This window comes from Bilifractor sp. HCP3S3_D3, assembly GCF_052063915.1.
In the GTDB taxonomy this organism is placed as follows: Bacteria; Bacillota; Clostridia; order Lachnospirales; family Lachnospiraceae; genus Bilifractor.
In genome coordinates, this window is the sequence record NZ_JBQHWP010000032.1 from 1 (window position 1) to 20,305 (window position 20,305).

At 48.8% G+C, this 20,305-nt stretch carries 16 protein-coding genes; 2 read left to right on the forward strand and 14 right to left on the reverse strand.

The genetic code is table 11. The features are described from left to right. Window positions 1–279 precede the first annotated feature (279 nt). The 3 genes from ACTNDI_RS13290 to yfcE form a co-directional block, all read right to left on the reverse strand. Entirely contained in the window at window positions 280–1,095 is an 816-nt protein-coding gene (locus ACTNDI_RS13290; RefSeq protein ID WP_441101447.1) for an inositol monophosphatase family protein, read from the reverse strand. A gap of 146 nt (window positions 1,096–1,241) precedes the next feature. Then, window positions 1,242–1,523, reverse strand: a complete 282-nt coding sequence (locus ACTNDI_RS13295) for a hypothetical protein (RefSeq protein ID WP_441101448.1) — start codon at window positions 1,521–1,523, stop codon at window positions 1,242–1,244. A 189-nt stretch (window positions 1,524–1,712) separates the two neighbouring features. Beyond that, window positions 1,713–2,258 carry a phosphodiesterase gene (gene yfcE, locus ACTNDI_RS13300; RefSeq protein WP_441101449.1) on the reverse strand — a complete coding sequence of 182 codons (546 nt, stop codon included), beginning with the start codon at window positions 2,256–2,258 and terminating at the stop codon, window positions 1,713–1,715. A 429-nt stretch (window positions 2,259–2,687) separates the two neighbouring features. Here yfcE and ACTNDI_RS13305 point away from each other — a divergent pair, with 429 nt between their 5' ends. Both ACTNDI_RS13305 and ACTNDI_RS13310 read left to right on the forward strand, forming a co-directional pair. Then, the gene (locus ACTNDI_RS13305; protein WP_441101450.1) at window positions 2,688–3,578 is read left to right on the forward strand and encodes an ABC transporter ATP-binding protein; all 891 of its coding nucleotides are present in this window, start codon (window positions 2,688–2,690) and stop codon (window positions 3,576–3,578) included. An 11-nt stretch (window positions 3,579–3,589) separates the two neighbouring features. Next, the gene (locus ACTNDI_RS13310; protein WP_441101451.1) at window positions 3,590–4,834 is read left to right on the forward strand and encodes an ABC transporter permease; all 1,245 of its coding nucleotides are present in this window, start codon (window positions 3,590–3,592) and stop codon (window positions 4,832–4,834) included. Here the strand turns inward: ACTNDI_RS13310 and ACTNDI_RS13315 are convergent, their stop codons facing one another. The 11 genes from ACTNDI_RS13315 to ACTNDI_RS13365 form a co-directional block, all read right to left on the reverse strand. Then, window positions 4,835–5,437: a uracil-DNA glycosylase family protein gene (locus tag ACTNDI_RS13315; RefSeq protein ID WP_441101452.1), complete on the reverse strand. Its 603-nt coding sequence runs from the start codon at window positions 5,435–5,437 to the stop codon at window positions 4,835–4,837. 704 nt (window positions 5,438–6,141) lie between these two features. After that, complete coding sequence (locus tag ACTNDI_RS13320; RefSeq protein ID WP_441101460.1) at window positions 6,142–8,061, reverse strand: ABC transporter ATP-binding protein; 1,920 nt, start codon at window positions 8,059–8,061, stop codon at window positions 6,142–6,144. Window positions 8,062–8,179: 118 nt separating this feature from the next. After that, entirely contained in the window at window positions 8,180–10,672 is a 2,493-nt protein-coding gene (locus ACTNDI_RS13325; RefSeq protein ID WP_441101453.1) for an ABC transporter transmembrane domain-containing protein, read from the reverse strand. Beyond that, window positions 10,669–11,139 (reverse strand): MarR family winged helix-turn-helix transcriptional regulator, encoded by a 471-nt coding sequence (locus ACTNDI_RS13330; RefSeq protein WP_441101454.1) that lies wholly within the window; start codon window positions 11,137–11,139, stop codon window positions 10,669–10,671. The genes ACTNDI_RS13325 and ACTNDI_RS13330 overlap by 4 nt, the downstream gene beginning before the upstream one ends. Window positions 11,140–11,806: 667 nt before the next feature. Continuing rightward, window positions 11,807–13,252: an ABC transporter substrate-binding protein gene (locus tag ACTNDI_RS13335; RefSeq protein ID WP_441101455.1), complete on the reverse strand. Its 1,446-nt coding sequence runs from the start codon at window positions 13,250–13,252 to the stop codon at window positions 11,807–11,809. Window positions 13,253–13,344: 92 nt separating this feature from the next. Further along, window positions 13,345–14,205, reverse strand: a complete 861-nt coding sequence (locus ACTNDI_RS13340; protein WP_441101461.1) for a carbohydrate ABC transporter permease — start codon at window positions 14,203–14,205, stop codon at window positions 13,345–13,347. 47 nt (window positions 14,206–14,252) lie between these two features. Further along, the gene (locus ACTNDI_RS13345; RefSeq protein ID WP_441101456.1) at window positions 14,253–15,125 is read right to left on the reverse strand and encodes a carbohydrate ABC transporter permease; all 873 of its coding nucleotides are present in this window, start codon (window positions 15,123–15,125) and stop codon (window positions 14,253–14,255) included. 166 nt (window positions 15,126–15,291) lie between these two features. Then, complete coding sequence (locus tag ACTNDI_RS13350) at window positions 15,292–16,401, reverse strand: ABC transporter ATP-binding protein (protein WP_441101457.1); 1,110 nt, start codon at window positions 16,399–16,401, stop codon at window positions 15,292–15,294. A gap of 316 nt (window positions 16,402–16,717) precedes the next feature. Next, window positions 16,718–17,215, reverse strand: coding sequence for a hypothetical protein (locus tag ACTNDI_RS13355; RefSeq protein ID WP_441101458.1), 498 nt, complete (start codon window positions 17,213–17,215; stop codon window positions 16,718–16,720). Between the two features lie 89 nt (window positions 17,216–17,304). Continuing rightward, complete coding sequence (locus tag ACTNDI_RS13360; RefSeq protein ID WP_441101462.1) at window positions 17,305–18,825, reverse strand: Y-family DNA polymerase; 1,521 nt, start codon at window positions 18,823–18,825, stop codon at window positions 17,305–17,307. A gap of 107 nt (window positions 18,826–18,932) precedes the next feature. Then, on the reverse strand, window positions 18,933–19,901 hold the full coding sequence (locus ACTNDI_RS13365; protein WP_441101459.1) for a D-2-hydroxyacid dehydrogenase: 969 nt from the start codon (window positions 19,899–19,901) through the stop codon (window positions 18,933–18,935). Window positions 19,902–20,305 lie beyond the last annotated feature (404 nt).

The window sequence follows — 20,305 nt, forward strand, 5'->3', positions numbered from 1 at the left end:
CCCTGCGAACAGTTCGATAACCCGTTGAATACTTTCGATCGTTCAAACAAAAATTTTATAAAACTTCATTTGAATTTTCGAGGATGTGTTTTACTGTTCAGTTGTCAATGTCCATTCTGTGTTGCTTCTGTGTTGTCTTGGCTTTTTTGTTTTCCGCGACAACATAAAGTACTTTATCACGTTGTTTACCTTGCGTCAAGCGTTTTTTATCTTTTTCTCAATTTTTTTTCAGCCCTTTTTCTCAAGCTATTTCAACTTTATATTTTCTGGAATCCCGGATCAATCCTCTATCCCCGACGGAAGGTAATCTCCCCGGCTGACTCCTGCAGACGCTGCTGCTATGGATGATGGCCCGCAGAAATCCAGCTCTTTTCCCGCAAGGTCTGTAATTCGGCCTCCTGCTTCCGTCAGAATCACTGCTCCGGCTGCATAATCCCACAGCTGCAGGAGTGGTTCCACGAACAGACCGGTTCTTCCGGAAGCTACCATGCACAGATCCCAGGCTGCGCTTCCGCTTCTCCGCAGATCAACGCATCTGTCAAGATAGAAGGATCCGACCTTCCAGACCTGATCCCGCAGATTTGGATAGTATGGAGCGGTCCCGAAGGAAACCAGGCTCATCGACAGCGACTCGTTTGAGCTGTGAATAGTTTTTCCATTTTCAAAAGCGCCTACGCCTTCCGCGGCTGAAAACATTACCTCCTGCCAGGGATTGTATACAACCCCGATGAATGGTTTTCCATCCTTGAAAAGTCCGATCGATGTGACACTCGGGCCATAATTGTTCATGAAGTTTGAAGTGCCGTCTATAGGGTCTACTACAAAGGTAAATCCCTGCCGAAAGCTTTCATCAAAAGCATCCTTTCCGTTTTCTTCTCCTACAAAATGCGCCTCCGGCAATATGTCACCGAGCCGCCCGGTCAGAAACTCCTGTACTCTTTTGTCATATATGGTGACAAAATTTGCGTGACCGGATTTTATTTTATCCGGAGAAATCTCATCCTGGCCCTCATGTGCAGATCTCATAATTGCCCCTGCTTCCAGAGCAGCCTCTCTGATATCAGTCAGGATATGCTGTTTGTCTGCTATGCTCATTTCATTCACCTCAGATATTGTTCGTATTTAGATATTGTTCGTGTATGAATATTATTCCTATTTAGATATTGTTCGCCCTTAGACATTTTTCGTATTTAAACATTATTCCTATTTATATATTGTTTGCCTTTCGATATTGTTCATATTTATTCCAGTTCGCTCAGAAACAGCTCGTAATAGTCGTCCTCGTACTGAAGAAGCGGGGAATTCTCCCCTCCCCCGTTTGTACTTCTGCGCATAGCGGCATATGAGCTTTCCCCATACTCCAGGAGATCCATCTCATACATTGGCAATCCCTGTTCTGTGCTGATTCTGCAGAAATCAGCAAGAGGTGTTTTTGTATTTCTTGTAGCCAGAATTCTTTTACGCAGTCCATCATCTTCCAGTGCCTTTTTTCGCAGTAATTCCAGGGTCTCAGGTATGTCCATCTGATCTGACCTCCATTCAGCTGCTATTGATCTGTCCACCATTCAGCAGCTACTATTTGTCCACCATTCAGCAGTTATTATTTCTATCCAATATTCAGCAGCTACTATTCTGTCCACTATTCAGCAGCTATTAGTCTGCCCTCAATTATTTCTGCAGCTGGGATTTCATCATACATTAACCAATATCCCTCAGATTCTTGTCCTGTGATATTCGTTTCCGTCCAGATCCTTCCATATAAATGTATGATCTTCCAGGATCATATAACTGTGAGGAGAATCCTCTTTTGGGATGGACACGGAGCCGGGATTCAGATAAAGGTTATTGCTTCCGAATTGCTCCCATGCGGGGATATGGGTATGACCATGGAGCAGGATATCATTCTGACGGATCGGAGGGAGCTGGCTCCTGTTGAAACGATGACCATGCGTAGCATAAACAAGTCTCCTCCCCGCCGTCAGGATGCAGTAATCTGCCATGATAGGAAACTCTAATACCATCTGATCCACTTCTGTATCACAGTTTCCACGCACGCAGAAGATATCATTTTTTCTCTCGTTCAAAAGCTTCAGGACTTTCTTGGGCGCATATTCTCTCGGAAGATCATTTCGCGGACCATGATACAAAATATCTCCGAGCAGCATCAACCGCTCCGCTTCTTCACGCTCAAACGCCTCCAGCATTTTCCCACAATAATATGCAGATCCATGAATATCAGAAGCTATCATTATTCTCATCGTTTTTCATCCTTAACGTTTTTTGTCCGGCGTGCTGCCTCTCGCAAGAAAATATATTTCCCTTATAACACACAAATTTACCTGCCGCAACAAATATATGCCGCTTGTGTCACACAAATCTACCTGCCGCAATAAATATATGCCGCTTGTGTCACGCAAATTCATCCGAATAAAAATGTATACACGATACGCCCTGTGTCGCATAAATTAACTTGCCATAAGAAATATATACACCTTATACTGAAAATGTACAAGAAACGTTCCTGCTGTTGATTAAGCAAAAGCGGAAGATTTCTGCTGTCGTTTCATTAAAAGGATGAGCATCCCCGCTGTTGATTCATCAAAAGCAGAAAAAGCCTGCGCATTTCGGAAATGCAGGGGCTGAAACCCACAAGTATTATTCATAAATTACGAAAAGAAAGGAACCGCATGAAACTGGAACTAAAAGATCTGTATAAGAGTTTTGGCGAGCATCAGGTACTTAAGGGAATCAGCCTGACAGCGGAAAGCGGTACTGCTCTAGGGCTGTTGGGGAGAAATGGTGCCGGAAAAACAACCACCATACGAATTCTGATGAATGTATTTCCGGCGGACAAGGGTGAGATCATGCTGGACGGCAAACCAATCGACTACAAATCGGTGAAAATCGGCTACCTTCCGGAGGAGCGGGGCCTTTACCCGAAGAAAATCATTGCGGATCAGCTGCTGTACTTCGCGGAGCTCAAAGGCATGAAGCGAACAGATGCCCGCGCAGCGATTGACAGCTGGCTGAAACGCCTCGGGATGTCCGAATACAGCAATAAACGGCTGGACGCTCTCTCAAAGGGAAATCAGCAGAAGATCCAGCTCGTCACTGCTCTTGCCCATGATCCGGATATTCTGATTCTGGACGAGCCTTTTTCCGGTCTTGATCCGGTAAATGCGGAGCTTCTGAAGGAAGTCGTAAGAGACGAGATGAAGCGGGGAAAAATCATTCTTTTTTCCAGTCATCAGATGAATTACATCGAAGAGTTTTGCAGCGAGATTGCAATTCTGAATGGAGGTCACATTGTACTCTCCGGAAATCTTCGGGAAATCCGGCACCACATGGCAGGCAATGAATTGCTTGTCCGTTCCTCAATGCAGGAACAGATTCTCGAATATTACGGAGACCGGGCTGTTCTCACTGAGGATGGTGCCATCCGTATCACATTGAACGATACGAGCAATTGCCGCCGGGAGATGCAGCTTCTGACCACGAAATGGGATGTGAATGAAGTCCGAATATTTGAGCCCTCACTCAACGATATTTTTGTACAGACCACCAGAGATCAGATCTGAAGGGAGAATCTATGAGTCACATGAATCAGTTCAAGACAATTTTCCGGTTCGAGCTTGGAAATTATTTCAAAAACAAGGTTTTCGTCGGCACCACAATCGTCCTGATGATTCTGCTTTCCGTCATCATGTTTTTCCCGAAGATTTCCGGACTGGTTAAAAGCAATTCTGATAGCGGGGAACAAAAAGTCATGCTGCTCTCCTCCGGAGATCCCGCACTTACGCAGCAGGCGCAGGCAGCCTTCGAGAAAGCATTCCCGGATTATCAGATAACCATCACGGATCCGGACGCCGCTGATATTCGGGGCAAAATCAACGATGGGACCGCAGACTGCGGCTTTCTGCTTCAGAATGCACAGAACTACACATATTTTGTCAAAAATCTCTCCATGTATGATGCCAACCCGGAAATCGCCGACCAGATTCTCCGCGGAATCTCTGAGATGAAGGCAATGACCAAAGCCGGTCTTTCTCCGGAACGGGCCGGAAGCATTCTTGCGACAGAGGTGTCACACAAGGTGGAGGCCACCGGAAAGGATCAGTCTCAGAATTTCTTCTACACCTATATTATGATTTTTGCCCTGTATATGGTGATCCTTCTGTACGGACAGATGGTCAGCACTAGTGTTGCGACAGAAAAGAGCTCCCGCGCCATGGAACTTCTGGTCACCAGTGCCGACCCGGTAAAAATGATGTTCGGCAAGGTACTGGCAGCCTGCCTGGCGGGTCTTGTCCAGCTTCTTTGCGTCTTCGGAACCGCTTTCCTGCTCTTCAACCTTACCAGGACTGACTGGGCGGATAATCAAATTGTGACCTCGATCTTTGACATTCCGCTCCATCTGCTGCTGTTTATGCTTATATTTTTTATCCTCGGCTTCCTGATCTATGCCTTTCTGTACGGGGCAGTCGGATCAACGGTTTCGAAGCTCGAGGACATCAATACCGCCATCATGCCGATCACCTTCCTCTTCATCATTGCTTTTATCGTTGTGATGACCGCACTTGGAAGCGGAGAAGTGGACAATCTCCCGATGCTGGTGTGTTCCTTTATTCCGTTTACCTCTCCCATGGCCATGTTCACCAGAATCGCCATGAGTACAGTGCCTTCCTGGCAGATTACCATCTCCATTGCCATTCTCGCGGTTTCTGTATTCGGAACCGGTGTGCTCGCCGCCAGGATATACCGTGTTGGTGTTCTCCTGTATGGAACCACGCCGAAACCGGCAGAGGTACTTCGCATGATCTGGAAGGGACGATGATTACAAAAGGCGCCGCACATTCTCCTGAAGCACCGGAACGACCTGCTCCTCGAACCATGGATTTTTCCGCTGCCATCTGAAGTTCAGCGGGCTCGGATGTACAATCGGAAAATACTCCGGCAGATATTCTCGATAGGCAGCAACGGTCTCGGTCAGATTTTTCTTTTTGTGATCTTTCAGATAGTAATCAATGGAATACCTGCCGATCAGAATCGTGAGTCCTACTTCCGGCATCAAACGTAAAATATCTGAATGGTACTCCTCCGCGATAAATTTTCTGGGCGGCAGGTCTCCGGACCTGCCCTTCCCGGGATAATAGAAATCCATCGGCATGATTGCGATCTTCGAAGAATAAAACGTCTCCCGGTCAATTCCCATCCATCGGATCAGTGTTTCTCCTGATTTGTCATTGAACGGTATACCGGATTCCTCCACCTTCCGCCCCGGAGCCTGACCGATAATCAGAATCCTGGCATTGCTGCTCACCTGGAAGACAGGATGAATTCCCCGATCGGTATACGAACGATTTCTCTCATCCGCTTCCAGTCTCTCTCTGATCTCCTCTATTGTCATTTCCTCACACTTTCCGGGAATTTCTGCCATCGGCAGGGATTCTCTTTTTTACGCGAACAGTGAGCCGCAGCCGAATGCGAAGTATTCGTGTGCGGCGAGCGTCGCGATAGCGAGATAAAACTCGCGCAGCGTGTTTTATCTCGTTTATGTTTCCCATTGTTTTTCTCTAGTTTGGGGTATTCTGAGAAAAAATTCTGTAACATTGGATACGAGCATCGAGCCATTTTCTGTATAAGTCCCCGCGTCACTTCGTGCTCATACCTGTTGCCTTCGAAATCGCATCCAGTCTCTTACGCGCGCTTCGCGTGCGACGAGACCTGTCTGCGTTTTCGAAGAGCTCTTCACTATTTGTACTGTATAAGTCCCCCGCGTCACTTCGCTGCTTCGCAGCTTCCGTGCCGCTAACAGGAATGAGCATTCTCGCGGTGCTTCGCACCGCTACATGCTCATACCGGGCTGCTTTCTGTATAAGCTACGGATTGCTCCGTGCTTCGCACTTGCGCAATCCTACAGGCATTCGCACTTTCGTGCTCATACCTGTCTGTGTTTTCGAAGAGCTTTTTTCTGTATAAAGCCAACTGCTCCGTTGCTTCGCAACTCTCGCAGTTGCCACATGCATTCGCATTCTCGCGGTGCTTCGCACCGCTACATGCTCATACATGTTAGCGTCGTTCAAGCATGCAGTTTTCTGTGCATGCATTGCATGCCCAAAAACTGCCCGCTTGACGACGGCTTTATACAGAAAACTGCGAGTTGTAGAGGTCGGCGTAGAATCCGTTGCGTGCGAGGAGTTCCTGATGGGTTCCTTGTTCTACGATATCTCCGTGGTTGAGTACCAGTATCCTGTCGGCGTTTCGGATTGTGGACAGTCTGTGTGCGATGACGAAGCTTGTTCTCCCTTTCATGAGCTGATCCATAGCGTTCTGAATGAGCTGCTCGGTTCTTGTATCTACGGACGATGTCGCTTCATCCAGGATCAGGACGCTGCGGTCTGAAAGCATTGCCCGCGCAATGGTCAGAAGCTGTTTCTGGCCCTGTGACACATTTGTCGCGTCTTCGTTCAGCACCATGTCGTATCCGCCGGGCAGCGTCCGGATAAAGTGATCCACATGAGCAGCTTTTGCCGCCTCCTCGACCTCCTCATCCGTTGCATCCTGCCGGCCGTAGCGGATATTCTCCCGGATAGTGCCGGAAAAGAGCCAGGTATCCTGCAGAACCATAGAGAAATTCTCTCGAAGCTGATGTCTGTCTATGCTTCGGATATCCTGTCCGTCCAGCCGGATTGTTCCGCTGTTCACATCGTAGAAACGCATCAGAAGCTTTACGATGGTTGTTTTTCCTGCTCCTGTCGGCCCGACAATGGCGATCTTCTGTCCCGGATCCACATGACAGGAAAAATCTTTGATGACGATCTGATCCGGATCATAGCCGAAACGAACATGCTCGAAATCGACCTGTCCACGAATTTTTCCCGTCCCGGCTGCAGCGATAGATCCGCTCTTTTCACCCGACTCTTCTGTCCAGCAAGCTTCTCCGCTCCCGGCCGACTCGCTTATTCCGAAAGCTTTACTCTTCCCTTCTTCTGCCTGTGTCATCCATGCAGGATCTTCCTCTTCTTCCTCCAGAAATTCGAAGACACGTTCCGCCGCCGCTGTCATGGACTGCACCTGGTTCATAACCTGAGCCATCTGTGCCAGCGGCTGCTTTATATTGCTCACGTATTGAATAAATGCCTGAATATCACCGACACCGATCACGCCGCGAATCGCCAGTAGTCCTCCGGAAATCGCGACACCGGCATACCCAAGATAGCTGATAAAATTCATAACCGGCATCATCGCTCCGGATATAAACTGTGACTTCCACGCTGAATCATACAGATCGCTGTTTGTGCTGTTGAAATCACCCATAACGATCTTCTCTCTGTTGAATGCCTTGATCACCAGCTGACCGGAGAAATCCTCTTCAATCTGTCCGTTGATGATTCCGAGAGAATCCTGCTGCCGGATATAATATTTCTGTGATTTTTTTACAATGAAGGCAACCAGGGCTCCGGACACCGGAATGACGACGACCGCGATCAATGTCATCAGCGGGGAAATTGTCAGCATCATCACCACAACACCGACGATCGTAGCAACAGACGATATGATCATCGTAATGCTTTGGTTCAGACCGGTTCCAAGCGTATCTACGTCATTTGTAATTCTCGAGAGTACATCTCCGTATGGCCTGCTTTCAAAATATTTCATCGGCATACGGTCAATCTTTTCAGAGATTTCACGGCGCATGCGATAGGCAACCTTCTGGCTGACTGACGTCATGATCCATCCCTGAATAAAGCTGAATCCGGCAGATGCGAGATACAGGGCAAGTGTAAAGATCAGAATTTTTCCGATCTTTTCAAAATCAATTCCGCCGGTTCCCTGGATTTTACGCATCAGTCCTTCCGCCAGCTCGGTTGTCGCATTTCCCATGATCTTCGGTCCAAGGACATTGAAGATCGTCGAAAGTACCGCAACAATCATGACAAGGATAACCGCAATCCGGTAGCGCCCGATGTAACGCATCAGCTTTCCAAAGGATGCCTTGAAATTCTTCGGTTTTTCTGCAACCTGGTTACGACCGGGGCCGTGTCCGATTGGCCTGGACATTTTCTGTTTTTTGCGATACTCTTCCAGCTGCTTATCCCGCGCCCGCTTCTCCGCATCTGCGTTCATCTCTTCCTGCTGTCTCTGATTTTTCCCGAATCCCCGCAGGTTCTGATTTCTGTTATTTTGCATGGCGCGTCCCCTCCAGTTCTTTCTGTGAAAGCTGTGAAGCAGCGATCTGTCTGTAAACCTCGCAATTGTCCAGCAGCTCATCATGTGTACCGAGTCCTGCCACTTTTCCCTCATCCAGAACAAGTATCTGATCTGCATTCAGAATCGTGCTGACTCTCTGTGCGACAATGATTTTTGTCGCATCTTTTTCTTCCCGTGACAGCTCCTCTCTGAGCTTCGCATCTGTTTTCATATCAAGAGCAGAAAAACTGTCATCAAAAACGAGCGCCAAAGGCTTCTTCGCGATCGCCCGCGCAATCGAGAGCCGCTGCTTCTGTCCTCCCGATACATTGCTTCCGCCCTGTGATATGAAGCTGTTATAGGCATCTTCTTTTTCCTCGATAAAGTCGTCAGCCTGAGCGATCTTCGCGGCGCGTCTGACCTCTTCGTCCGATGCATCCGGGCGTCCGAAACGGATGTTGAAGGCAATCGTCCCGGAAAACAGGGTTCCCTTCTGCGGCACAAATCCGATTTCTTCCCGCAGTTCATGAAGATTCATGGAACGGATATCAACCCCGTCTATCGTGACAGATCCGCCTGTGACATCATAGAACCGCGGAATCAGATTCACGAGCGTACTCTTTCCCGAACCGGTACTGCCGATTATTGCCGTAGTTTTTCCCGGCTCCGCCGTGAAGGAAATATCCGTCAGGGCATCCAGCTCCGAGCCGGGATAGCGGAAGCTTACATGATCAAAGCGGATCACGCCCTTCTTGCTCTCCGGCTTTTCCTCATGTTCCGGGTTCACAATAGAAGGTTTTGTGGCAATTACTTCATGAATCCGGTCCGCCGCTACGCCTGCTCTCGGAAGTATGATGGACATCGCAGTCAGTATCATAAAGGAGGATATGATAATCATCGCATAGGTGATAAACGATGTCATGGCTCCGACCTGAAGCGTGCCGGCATCCACACGATGCGCAGCGACCCAGGTGATCAGAACGCTGAGTCCGCTCATCACAAACATCATCGACGGCATCATAAAGGTCATCACACGGTTTGTAAACAGCTGCGTACGCATCAGATCGATATTGGCCTCGTCAAACCGTTCTTCCTCTGTTTTTTCTCTTCCGAATGCCCGTACAACCATGAGCCCCGTCAGGATCTCCCTGGACACCAGATTCAGGCGGTCAACCAGTTTCTGCATAATTTTGAATTTCGGCATGGCAAGCATGACCAGTACAAGGATGATTCCCACAATGACCGCAATTCCAAGCGCAATCACCCAGCTCATCTTTGCATGAGACTGGTATACCTTTATAATGCCCCAGACCGCAAGGACAGGCGCATACAGAACCATACGAAGCAGCATGGTCGTCACCATCTGCACCTGCTGCACATCATTTGTCGCCCTGGTGATAAGAGATGATGTCTGGAATTTTTCCATCTCTGCGCTGGAATATCCGATGACGTTGTGGAACACCTGATACCGCAGATCCCGGCCGACCCCTGCGCCGACCCTTGAAGCGAAAAAGGAGACTGCGATCGCGGCAAGTCCCATCAGAAGCGCGATCAGCATCATTTTCCCTCCGCTGATCCAGAGATAGTGCTTCTGCTGGCTGTTCACATCCACACCGGCTTTCTGATCCGCATCTGCCGCATAGCGGATCGCCATGGCTTTCATTGTCTGTTCACCTGTTTTGCTGATGGCACTGCTGATCTCCTCTCTCATCCCGGAAATCTGATCGTCTGTCATCTGTCCGCTTTCTATCATCTGACGGATTGCTGGTCTCACATCAACATACGTGGCTTTCTTGCCATTCTCATCCTTCGCCTTGAAGATATGTACATCCAGATGAAATGCCTTGGCAAGCTCTTCCGCAGACATAGAATCGATCTGACTCTCCGCGGCAGCCATCGCATCCACAGCGTCTGCCTGGCCATTCGCGCCGGTCATCGCATCCGCACCGTTCGCCTGGCTATTCGCGCCGGTCATCGCATCCGAGCCGGTCGCCTGGCTATCCGCACCGGCCATCGCATCCGTACTGTTCGCCTGTACATTCGCGCCGGCCATCGCATCCGTCTGCCCTGCAGCCAAGGGTGCCGATTCAGCCTGTTTTTTAACCATATCACGGAAAGCTTCCTCACTCATATGCCCAAGCTGATAAGCCATGACCACGGGAGTCAGAAGGTCCTTATCAAGCTTCTTCCACTCCTCTTTTCCGAGATCTCTGATCGTATAGTTCTCTCCGTCCTCAACATACGATGCCTGCCACTCCTTCCGCTGATCCCCGTCCATGAAAATCTGTGCCTCGTCGTATTCGTCCGCCGTGATTCTGGCGGGAAGAATGTGCTCAATTCCCTTATTCTGGATTCCGACATCGATAATATTCTGCGTGTACTGCGGCATAGACATCTCGCAAAAGCCCTGAACAATCAGCAGCACAGCAAGAATCAGCACAGATTTCCAGTACTTCTTCAGATTTCCGAAAATATGTCTCATGAATTCTCCCTTTCCGTTTTCCAGTCAGATTTTGAAAAAACCGATTCCGTCTGTGCGTACAGCTCATTCAGCAGACAGCAGAGCGTCCGGACTTTTTCTTCTCCCATACCCTCAATAATTTCATGAAGAGCTTTCTCAATTGAACGGATATTTTTCTGTATCTCGCTCATACCCCTGTCGGTGAAGGAAACCAGTGTTGTGCGTCTGTCATTCGGATCCAGACTCCGTCTCAGGATCCCGTCCTCTTCAAGGCCCTTCAGTATGCGCGATACACCGGGCGCCGGCATTCCTATTCGTGAAACAATATCACTCACACGCACCTTGTGATCCTCTCTGCTGTTATAAATCTGCCACGCTGTTCCCATGACAATGGTTTTGCCCCTGCTGATTTCTGAAAAACAGAAGACGGGGCGCATCTTATGAAACTGATGCATGGCGTTAATCAGTTCCTCCTCCAGCTGATCCATCCTTTACTCCTTTCCTCGAATACGGCTGTACAGCCTTCAATCCCTGCTGCTTACATACAATGCTTTATATCCGGTTATGATCTGTAAGCGCTCTGCATGAACTGTTCCAACCCAGAAACAGCCATAAACTGTGAAAGCGCCATTATCCGCGGTACTCTGTATGAAACAATGCTCATCTGAAAGCAAGTGCATGTATGAAACAGATAAATAGTTGGCCGGTGCAATTATTGGCAATGATAATATTTATCGATGGCAATTATTAACACTGTTAACTATGTAGCAAAGCACATTTTACTCTTGTATCTCATGATCGTCAACCACTTCATGAATCAAAATGATCGTAAATTTTCAAAACAAAATTAACGAAATTGTCGATACTAAAGTAACCAAGTTACAAAAACGGAATTCACAAAATTGCCAAACTCCGGATGCCGAGATTGCCGAACAATTATTATAAAAAAACTCCATGACCGGTGCCTTCAGGCCTGCCTGTCATGGAGTTCTCTTTCTTCTTTCTGATGCGTATCATTTCCGGAGCCGCCATTCGGACGGCATCTCCTGCCTCAGGACGCCTCCCGCCCTCCTGGGACCGGAAGACGTCCTGCTCACGTCAGAAGATATCAGCTGTTCTCTACGTTATAGTTCTCGATTGCTATTTCTGAAGACATCAGCTGTTTACTACGTTGTAATCCTCGATAGCCTTGTTGATGCTGTCCGCAATGCTCTTTGTGGCTTCTGCCGGATCCTGATTCGTATTCAGCATGTTCTCAATTCCGGATTCTACATCCTGTCTTGCCTCCGGGAAGACGCTCATCAGAGCACCTGCGTACTCAGGCTTGGAATCATGCAGCTGATCGATAGCTGTCTGGAACTGCGGATATTTTGCGATATTATCCTTGAATGTCTGCTCGTCATGCGCAGCTGTTGTAACCGGGAAGTAACCGGTCTGTGCTGCCCAGTATGCCTGGCTTTCCGGTGAAACAAGGAATTTCACGAATTTCCATACTGCCTGCTGCTTCGCCTTGTCACCGTTATCAAGTGCCCACAGAGAAGCGCCACCGATGGAAACGCCGCCCTGATCATCGTCACTTACCTTCGGGAAGTAAGCGGTTCCTACCTCAAACTTGCCGTTTACATCCTGCAGAATCTGCGCAAGAGAAGCGGTAGATCCGAGAGTGATCGCGCTCTTTCCGGCTGTGAAATCAGCAAGACCGGAATCTCCGCCGCGGCCTACGTTCGGAGCGGTGCCGTCATCATACATCTTCTTCCACTGGGAGAGAATCTTCTCACCGGCGCCGTTGCTGTCAAATTCAACCTTTGTAGCAGCTTTGGTACGTCCATTATCGTTGTCTACATAGTTTGCACCCTGCTTGCAGAGGAACTGCTCGAAGAACCATCCATAGATTCCCATGGACATTGCCTCACCGGCTCCGCCCTTCTGTACCAGATCGTTTGCGATCGCGTCAATCTTCGGAAGAGAATCCGGGATGTCTGTGATGCCTGCCTTCTCGAACATATCCTTATTGTAGTACATGATCGGGGTAGAGGAGTTAAAGGGCATGGAATAAAGCTTGTTGTCTACCGTATAGTAAGCCGCAATATTCGGCTCCAGCTGGGACTCATCCCATCCGTCCTCATCAATCAGATCCTGCATCGGGACTACCCATCCGGAATCAATCATGAAACGGGTTCCGATCTCATATACCTGAACAAGGTCCGCGCCCATGTTTCCGATCTGCGCGCTCTTCAGCTTATTGATGGTATCATCGTACTCGCCCTGATACTCTGCATCTACATAGATATTATCTTTATTTTCTTTATTGTACTGATCTACCAGATGTGTAAGCGCATCTCCGTTTACACCGCCCATGGAATGCCAGAAGGTGATGGTCGTCTTTCCGGAAGAGCTTGCTGTGCTTCCGTCTGATGACGCAGAATCTGCGGCAGCCGTCGTGGTCTGTTCCGCGGTATCTGTACTTGCTGCCTGCTCTGTGCTCTCCTGCGATGCGGCGGAAGACTCAGAAGAAGAGCTTCCCGTACTGGATCCGCATGCGCCGAATACCATAGTTGCCGCGAGTGCAGCGGCAGTTAGTGTCAGTAACCTTTTTTTCATATTTTCCTCCTAATGTAAAAAAATGAGTGATATATGTCATCCGCCGTTTCCGGCGGTTATGACCCTTGAAAAACCAGATGAAGAATCAGCGGTCAGCCTTTTACCGCTCCGGAGAACATACCGCGGATCAGCTGTTTCTGTCCGATAATGAAGATTGAAATCGAAGGCAGAATAATCATGACTACGCCGGCGATCATCATCGTGATCGACTGGGAATCTACGCTGTTCAGCATGCTCAGTCCGATCTGAACCGTTCTCATGGACTCATCTCCGGTTACGAGCAGCGGCCACATATACATATTCCATGCGTTGATGAAGGTATATACCGCCATTGCTCCGATCGCCGCTTTTGTCAGAGGAAGCAGGATCCGGAAGATGAAGCGCAGGTTTGAACAGCCGTCAATTTTCGCCGCCTCATACACTGAAATCGGAAAAGACTGATAAAATTGCCGGAAGAGGAAGATGCCCATCGCACTTGTCAGATAAGGTATGATCAAAACCCGGTACGTGTTCAGCCAGCCCCATTGTCCAACGGTCAGATAGTTGGAAATGATTGTCGCCTCTCCCGGCACCATCATCGTTGCCATAACGAGCATGAACAGAATTTTCTTTCCCTTAAATTCCAGAAAGGAGAAAGAAAATGCAGCAAGGGAACAGGAAATGATCTGTCCGAGCGTGATCAGGCCCGCTACGAGGAACGAATTTATGATGAACCGGATCAGAGGGATTTTGCTGAGTGCCTGATGGAAATTCTCAAGTGTCGGATGTTTCGGAATCAGATTCAGATTCATGGTATAAAGATCCGACGAAGGCATAAACGCGATACTTACCGCGTAGAGCAGCGGAAGCAGAATGATAAATGCCACGACGATGTTGATGATCAGCCGTGCTGCTTTCCTCCCCTTCTTGACCCGGATTGCCTTTTTATTTAATCTGATGCTTTCCTCGCGCATCGCCTCGATTTCCTGCTGTGAAAGCGAGATGCATCCATCTATATTGTTCAACGTGTTTTACCTCCTTTTTTCTCTGCGCGGAACATCAGCAGGGTAAGTACCATGATGATCAGAAAGAGTACAACTGATTCCGCCGCCGCGCTGCCAAATCGGAAATTGAAGAAAGCGTCCCGGTAGATCGAATAGACAATCAGGTTGGTTGATTCTCCGGGTCCACCCTGCGTCAGGATCTTTACCTGACCGAAGGACTGAAAGGCCTGAATGATATTCACGACTACTGTGTAGAACATGATCGGCCGCAATCCGGGAAGTGTCAGCTGGAAAAACTGCCGCACCGGACCCGCGCCATCGATCGATGCTCTCTCATATATCTCCTCATCGATATTGGCAAGTCCCGCGCTGAAATACAGAAAATTGATTCCGCTGTTCAGCCAGGCTGTCAGCACTGCCACGCACACGAGAGCGTATCTCGGGTCATTCAGCCAGTTGATGTTCGTGTGCGCGAGCTTATTGACAATACCGATGGTAGGGTCAAGCATAATACGGAAGATCAGAGCAGCCGAGCTCGATGCAATGGACATCGGAAGCGCATATGCTGTTGAGAAGAACCGTATGCCCGGAAATGTCTTGTTGCAGAGCACCGCACCGATCAGTCCCAGCAGCATTCCTCCGATCACAACGATCACAACAAAGATTGCGGTTACTGCCAGTGAATTTGCAAAGCTGGCGCTGGTAAGCAGATCCTTGTAATTGCCAAATCCGACAAAGAGCTTTGCCTGTCCCAGCTTATTTGTCTTGTAAAGGCTTAGGTAAATCGTCTTTACAAAAGGGTAGAAAAGGAAAATTCCAAATATGATCGCGGAGGGAATCAGATAACAGTACGGTCCCGCCTTTTTCTTTACCTGTCCGGTTCCTGTCATTGTTCAGCACCTCCGTTTCCCTGTATCTTCTGTGCAGCCTGTATCTTCTCCGTAGCCCGTATCTTCTGCGTAACCTGTATCTTCTGTGTATCCTGTATTTTCTGTGTATCCTGTATACAGCACGTATGCTGTTTCTTCCTCATCGTCACTGCTTATCTCCTTCCGCTTATCCCAGCAGAAATTCTTCGATCGATTCTCCCGTTCCCTTGTCGAACAGGTGCATCTTCTCCGGATCAATGTAGAGCTTCATCTGTCTGTCTCTGCGCTTCGGATCATAGCTCTCAAGCTTCACGGTTGTGCTCTGACTGCCCGCAAATCCGTGCAGATAAAAATGAGAGCCGAGGTTTTCTATCATCTCAATTTCAAACGGGATTGCATTGAAGGATTCTCCCTCAGTCATCAGATCTTCCGGTCGGATTCCGATCTCCACCTTAGTACCTTCTGTCATTCCCTCCGTCAGACTGCGATAAAATCTCTGCGGGAGAGGAATTCTGAAGTCCCCGGTATTCAGGAATGCCCGTCCCTCTTCCATTTCCACGGTGGCGTTCAGGAAGTTCATCTGTGGCAGTCCCAGAAACCCTGCGACGAACCGGTTCACCGGCTTCTCATATATCTGCCTCGGTGTTCCCACCTGCTGTACCATTCCGTCTCTCATGACAACAATTCTCGTCGCCAGTGTCATCGCCTCCACCTGATCATGTGTGACATAGATAACCGTAGAACCGAGCTTGTCGTATATTTTTTTCAGATCGACACGCATCTGCGTCCGAAGCTTCGCGTCCAGATTGGATAGGGGTTCATCAAACAGATATGCATCTGCATCCCGTACAATCGCGCTTCCGATTGCCACACGCTGCATCTGTCCTCCGGACAGCTGTGCAGGTTTTCGGTCCAGAAGGCTCTTGATCTCAAGCATCGAAGATGCCTTCTGAACTCTGCGCTCAATCTCTGTCTTTTCCACCTTATGCGCCTTGAGTCCGAATGCCAGGTTCTGGTATACCGTCATGTTCGGATAGAGAGCATAGTTCTGAAAAACCATCGCCAGATTTCGCTTGCCGGGATCCACGCTGTTCATAAGCCGGTTTCCAATCCAGAGTTCTCCCTCGGAGATATCCTCCAGCCCGGCGATCATGCGCAGCATCGTGGATTTTCCGCAGCCGGAAGGGCCCACAAATACAATGAATTCGTGGTCTCCGATCTCCAGATTAAAATCCTTGACCGCCTGGAATCCGTTGCGGTAGGTTTTCGAAATGTGAGATAATGTAATTCCTGCCATTTTTAATTCTCTTGCTTTCCTGAATAATTTTAATTTTTTTGTACTTTTCCATTTTATTCGTACCTCGTTAATTCCGTTATCTTGTGCAGGTAAATAAAAAGTAAAAAAAACAAGCCCTCAGCCCATATGTGTAAACATAAAAAACGCCCTGTGGATTCTTCTGATTGCTGAATCCACAGGGCTTCCCTTCTTTTTTATGTTTTTGTACGACCCGCTGTCCCCATACTCCGGGTCATTTTTAAATTAATATTATGTAAATGTTTTTTCGGCGAAGCGAGGTAACTAACTGCAACTTGAGAAAAAAAGTTATGCTGAATCATGCAAAACCATCCCAGGAAATATCTCCCTCTATGGCGATCAACCGATCCATAGAAATCACTTCCCCGGAACACATCACGATCCGCTGATTCTGTGAATCAATTTTTTTAACAGATCCGCTAACGGTGTGATACGAGCCACCCTTTTTCCGCGAATCCGGAATAAAATATGTAATCGAAACCTCCGGCCTGCGGTCAAGAATCTGCTTCAGAATCTGCAGTTTCCGGTTCAGAATCGCGATCTCGCTCTCGGAAAGTGCAACTCTGTCATCCGTCTGTCTGCCGGTCTCCTCGATCGCCTCATCATATCCGGTGAGCGCGGCGAAGGGCGCAAATTGCGCCGCACGCTGAATGAGCGGCATCGGCACATGATATCGCGAAACCGGGTGCGGCAGATTAACGATGTCCTCATAAGGGAACGAACTTCTCTCTTTTCCCACTGCAGATCCCGATTTCATTCTATTCTGCACTTCAGGCTCCTCTTTCTCCTTGTTCATGCCTTGTGCCCTCCGATCTTTTCTCATGGTCCATACCTTATTTACTCTGATTTCCCATGATTCATGTCTATGCTCCCGATTCCTGAGGATTATGCCTTATGCCCTCCGATCTGCTTTGACCGGTCAAGTCCGGTTGCGCCCTCCCGGAGATTCAGCCCACGGATAACCGCGTCACTTCCGAACCGCTCACGGATCGAGAGCATGGCTTCCTGCATGCGTCTCTCTTTGTCCAGCTTCCTTTTGTCTTCTTCTTTCTTTGCCTCCAGCGAATGGTAATCCGTAAAAAGATCCATCTGTTCGTAGCTTGTATCCGACACCTCATCCTCCGGAATTACATGTTCCAGAGAAATGGTGATCCGCCGGATCAGCAGAGACGGATCGACCGTCCTTCGGTAAATATCCATCGCTGCATGCGTAATCTCATTGCCCGAAGAAGTTGCGCCGGACAGCTTCGCGGAACCATGTGCATGCTGCGGAATCCTTCTCCCATAGTGATCACGGCTGACGGCGCCCCGGTATTTCTTCCGTATCTCCGGATCTTCCAGACTTTCTTTATCATATCCGATTGTCAGCGTAACCTGGTCAGTTACCATTCTTTTGCTGACCAGATCCAGTGCCATCACATCCGCCATTTCCTGTACCACAACCGCAGCCTTCTCGAAGCTGTAAGGTGACATCAGCACCTGTCCGGAACTGACGGAATTACTTTCCGGTCTGTATTTTTTGATCAGATCTATGGTACACGGCTCGTATCCCCAGGCATGGTCGATCAGAAGCTCCGCGTTGACACCGAAAAGCTTATACAGCAATTCCTCATTGCAGAGATCATTTGCTCCGCCGATCGAACAGCGGGCAACATCTCCCATCGTGTACATGCCGTATTCTTCAAGCTTCTTCGCATAGCCCCTGCCAACTCTCCAGAAATCGGTAAGCGGCCGGTGCGTCCAGAGCTGTCTGCGGTAGCTCATCTCATCCAGCTCCGCAATCCGCACGCCGTCCGAGTCGGCTTCCGCGTGCTTCGCGACGATATCCATCGCAATCTTCGCCAGATAAAGGTTGGTCCCGATGCCTGCCGTTGCCGTAATACCGGTCTCCTTCAGCACATCACGAATCATCGTGATTGCGAGTTCATGTGCCGTCATTCCATAAGTTTTAAGATAATCCGTCGCATCGATGAAGACCTCGTCGATCGAATATACGTGAATATCTTCCGGCGCAATGTATTTCAGATAGATCTGATAAATCCGTGTGCTGTACTTTATATAATACGCCATCCGGGGAACGGCCGCGATATAAGACACTTCCAGAGCCGGGTTCTGCTTCAGCTCCTCCGCATCAGACGATGCCCCGGAAAAAACATTTCCCGGCGCTCTCCGGATCCGCTCCCGGTTTATCTCACCGACCCGCTGAACAACTTCAAAAAGCCGGGCACGCCCTGGAATTCCATATGCCTTCAGCGCAGGAGATACCGCAAGGCAGATCGTCTTCTCCGTGCGCGAAACATCAGCAACTACCAGATTTGTTCTGAGCGGATCAAGTCCACGCTCCTGACATTCCACTGATGCGTAAAAGGATTTTAAATCGATCGCAATATAAGTACGCCCCACTATCGTTCACCCTGCCTCCGATATCTCCGGCACATTCTGAATATACGCCCGGATATTTACTCGTATCCTTCTCCATTATCTTTACATCTGACCGCTTACCGGAAAATGCATCAGTATCCTCTTTCTTTGCTGACACCATAGACCAGCGCTTTTCCGCTCAGATAATTCTCCAGATCTTCACAGAACATTTCCACACTCTTTTCGCGCGTATAATCCAGTGTCATCTGGCCGGCGCAGTGCGGTGTCAGCAGGATATTTTTCGCAGTGCGCAGCGGGCTGTCTGCCGGCACAGGCTCCGTCTGCATGACATCCAGCGCTGCTCCGGCAAGTTTTCCCTCGTTCAAAGCGTCTGTGAGTGCTTTCTCATCAATCGCGCTTCCTCTCCCCACATTGACCACAAAAGCATCTTCCGGAAGAAGCGCGATTCTATCTCTGTTCAAGATTCCAATTGTCTCCGGGGTCTCCGGAAGGCTCATGACGAGAAGGTCTGTCTGCGGAAGCACAGAATCCAGCTCTGTCACCCGAAGGACCTTATCATATTCCTTTAATTGTCTTCCACTGCGACTTACCCCGATAACCGTTTTTGGATCAAAGCTCCTCACACGCTTAGCAAAGGTGCTTCCGATATCACCGGTTCCGAGAGCGGTAATCCGGCTTCCGCACAGAGAATACATCGGAATGTCGTGGCGCCATTCTCGCACTGCGGTATTCTTCATTATTTTCTCATAAGCCTCAAACCGGCGCATCAAAATCAACGCTGTCATAATGATGTGTTCGGAGATGGAGACCCCATATGCCCCTGAAGAATTGGACAGCAAGCAGGTGCTGTTTGGAAGAACGCCCTCCTGGAGATAATGATTCACTCCTGCCCAGCAGGTACAAAACCACTTCAGATTCCCGGCCGCATGCAACGGTCCCGGATCCGCCCCGAACATGACGTCCGCACTCTTTGCCTCCTCTTCAGCCTCCTGCGGGTCCGTTACAAAAATGGTCTCGCAGCCATGTCTGTTCGCGATTGTCCGGATTTTCCGCTTTTGCTCCTCTGTTATTTTCCAGTATACAAGAATCCTGCAGCCCAAGATCAATACCTCCAAATGTATGTTTTCATCATTTCCATTCTGATGTATCTTTTCATTATTTTCATTCTGATTTGTCTTTTGGTATTAGTCTAATACCTCTGACGTTTTCTGGCAAACCCAACGAGATAAAACACGCTGCGCGAGTTTTATCTCGCTATCGCGACGCTCGCCGCACACGAATACTTCGCATTCGGCTGCGGCTCACTGTTCGCGTAAAAAAGCCGATCATCTGCAATAACAAATGATCGGCGGATTATCTGTATAGATTTTCATACATACCTTCAAAACTGAACACACAAACTCTTCCCGGGAATCCGTCTCCGGATTCCCTCCTTCCGTTCCAACTTATGCTTCAGGTCAAACCCTCGACCGATTAGTAACAGTCAGCTCCATGCCTTACGGCA

Bases quoted from the DNA above. Each gene is read 5' to 3' on its own strand.
- ACTNDI_RS13355 (WP_441101458.1), bottom strand. From the start codon at position 17,215: ATGAACAAGGAGAAAGAGGAGCCTGAAGTGCAGAATAGAATGAAATCG.
- ACTNDI_RS13310 (WP_441101451.1), top strand. From the start codon at position 3,590: ATGAGTCACATGAATCAGTTCAAGACAATTTTCCGGTTCGAGCTTGGA.
- ACTNDI_RS13330 (WP_441101454.1), bottom strand. From the start codon at position 11,139: ATGGATCAGCTGGAGGAGGAACTGATTAACGCCATGCATCAGTTTCAT.
- ACTNDI_RS13325 (WP_441101453.1), bottom strand. From the start codon at position 10,672: ATGAGACATATTTTCGGAAATCTGAAGAAGTACTGGAAATCTGTGCTG.
- ACTNDI_RS13345 (WP_441101456.1), bottom strand. From the start codon at position 15,125: ATGACAGGAACCGGACAGGTAAAGAAAAAGGCGGGACCGTACTGTTAT.
- ACTNDI_RS13305 (WP_441101450.1), top strand. From the start codon at position 2,688: ATGAAACTGGAACTAAAAGATCTGTATAAGAGTTTTGGCGAGCATCAG.
- ACTNDI_RS13335 (WP_441101455.1), bottom strand. From the start codon at position 13,252: ATGAAAAAAAGGTTACTGACACTAACTGCCGCTGCACTCGCGGCAACT.
- ACTNDI_RS13350 (WP_441101457.1), bottom strand. From the start codon at position 16,401: ATGGCAGGAATTACATTATCTCACATTTCGAAAACCTACCGCAACGGA.
- yfcE (WP_441101449.1), bottom strand. From the start codon at position 2,258: ATGAGAATAATGATAGCTTCTGATATTCATGGATCTGCATATTATTGT.
- ACTNDI_RS13290 (WP_441101447.1), bottom strand. From the start codon at position 1,095: ATGAGCATAGCAGACAAACAGCATATCCTGACTGATATCAGAGAGGCT.
- ACTNDI_RS13340 (WP_441101461.1), bottom strand. From the start codon at position 14,205: ATGCGCGAGGAAAGCATCAGATTAAATAAAAAGGCAATCCGGGTCAAG.
- ACTNDI_RS13315 (WP_441101452.1), bottom strand. From the start codon at position 5,437: ATGGCAGAAATTCCCGGAAAGTGTGAGGAAATGACAATAGAGGAGATC.
- ACTNDI_RS13320 (WP_441101460.1), bottom strand. From the start codon at position 8,061: ATGTCCAGGCCAATCGGACACGGCCCCGGTCGTAACCAGGTTGCAGAA.
- ACTNDI_RS13295 (WP_441101448.1), bottom strand. From the start codon at position 1,523: ATGGACATACCTGAGACCCTGGAATTACTGCGAAAAAAGGCACTGGAA.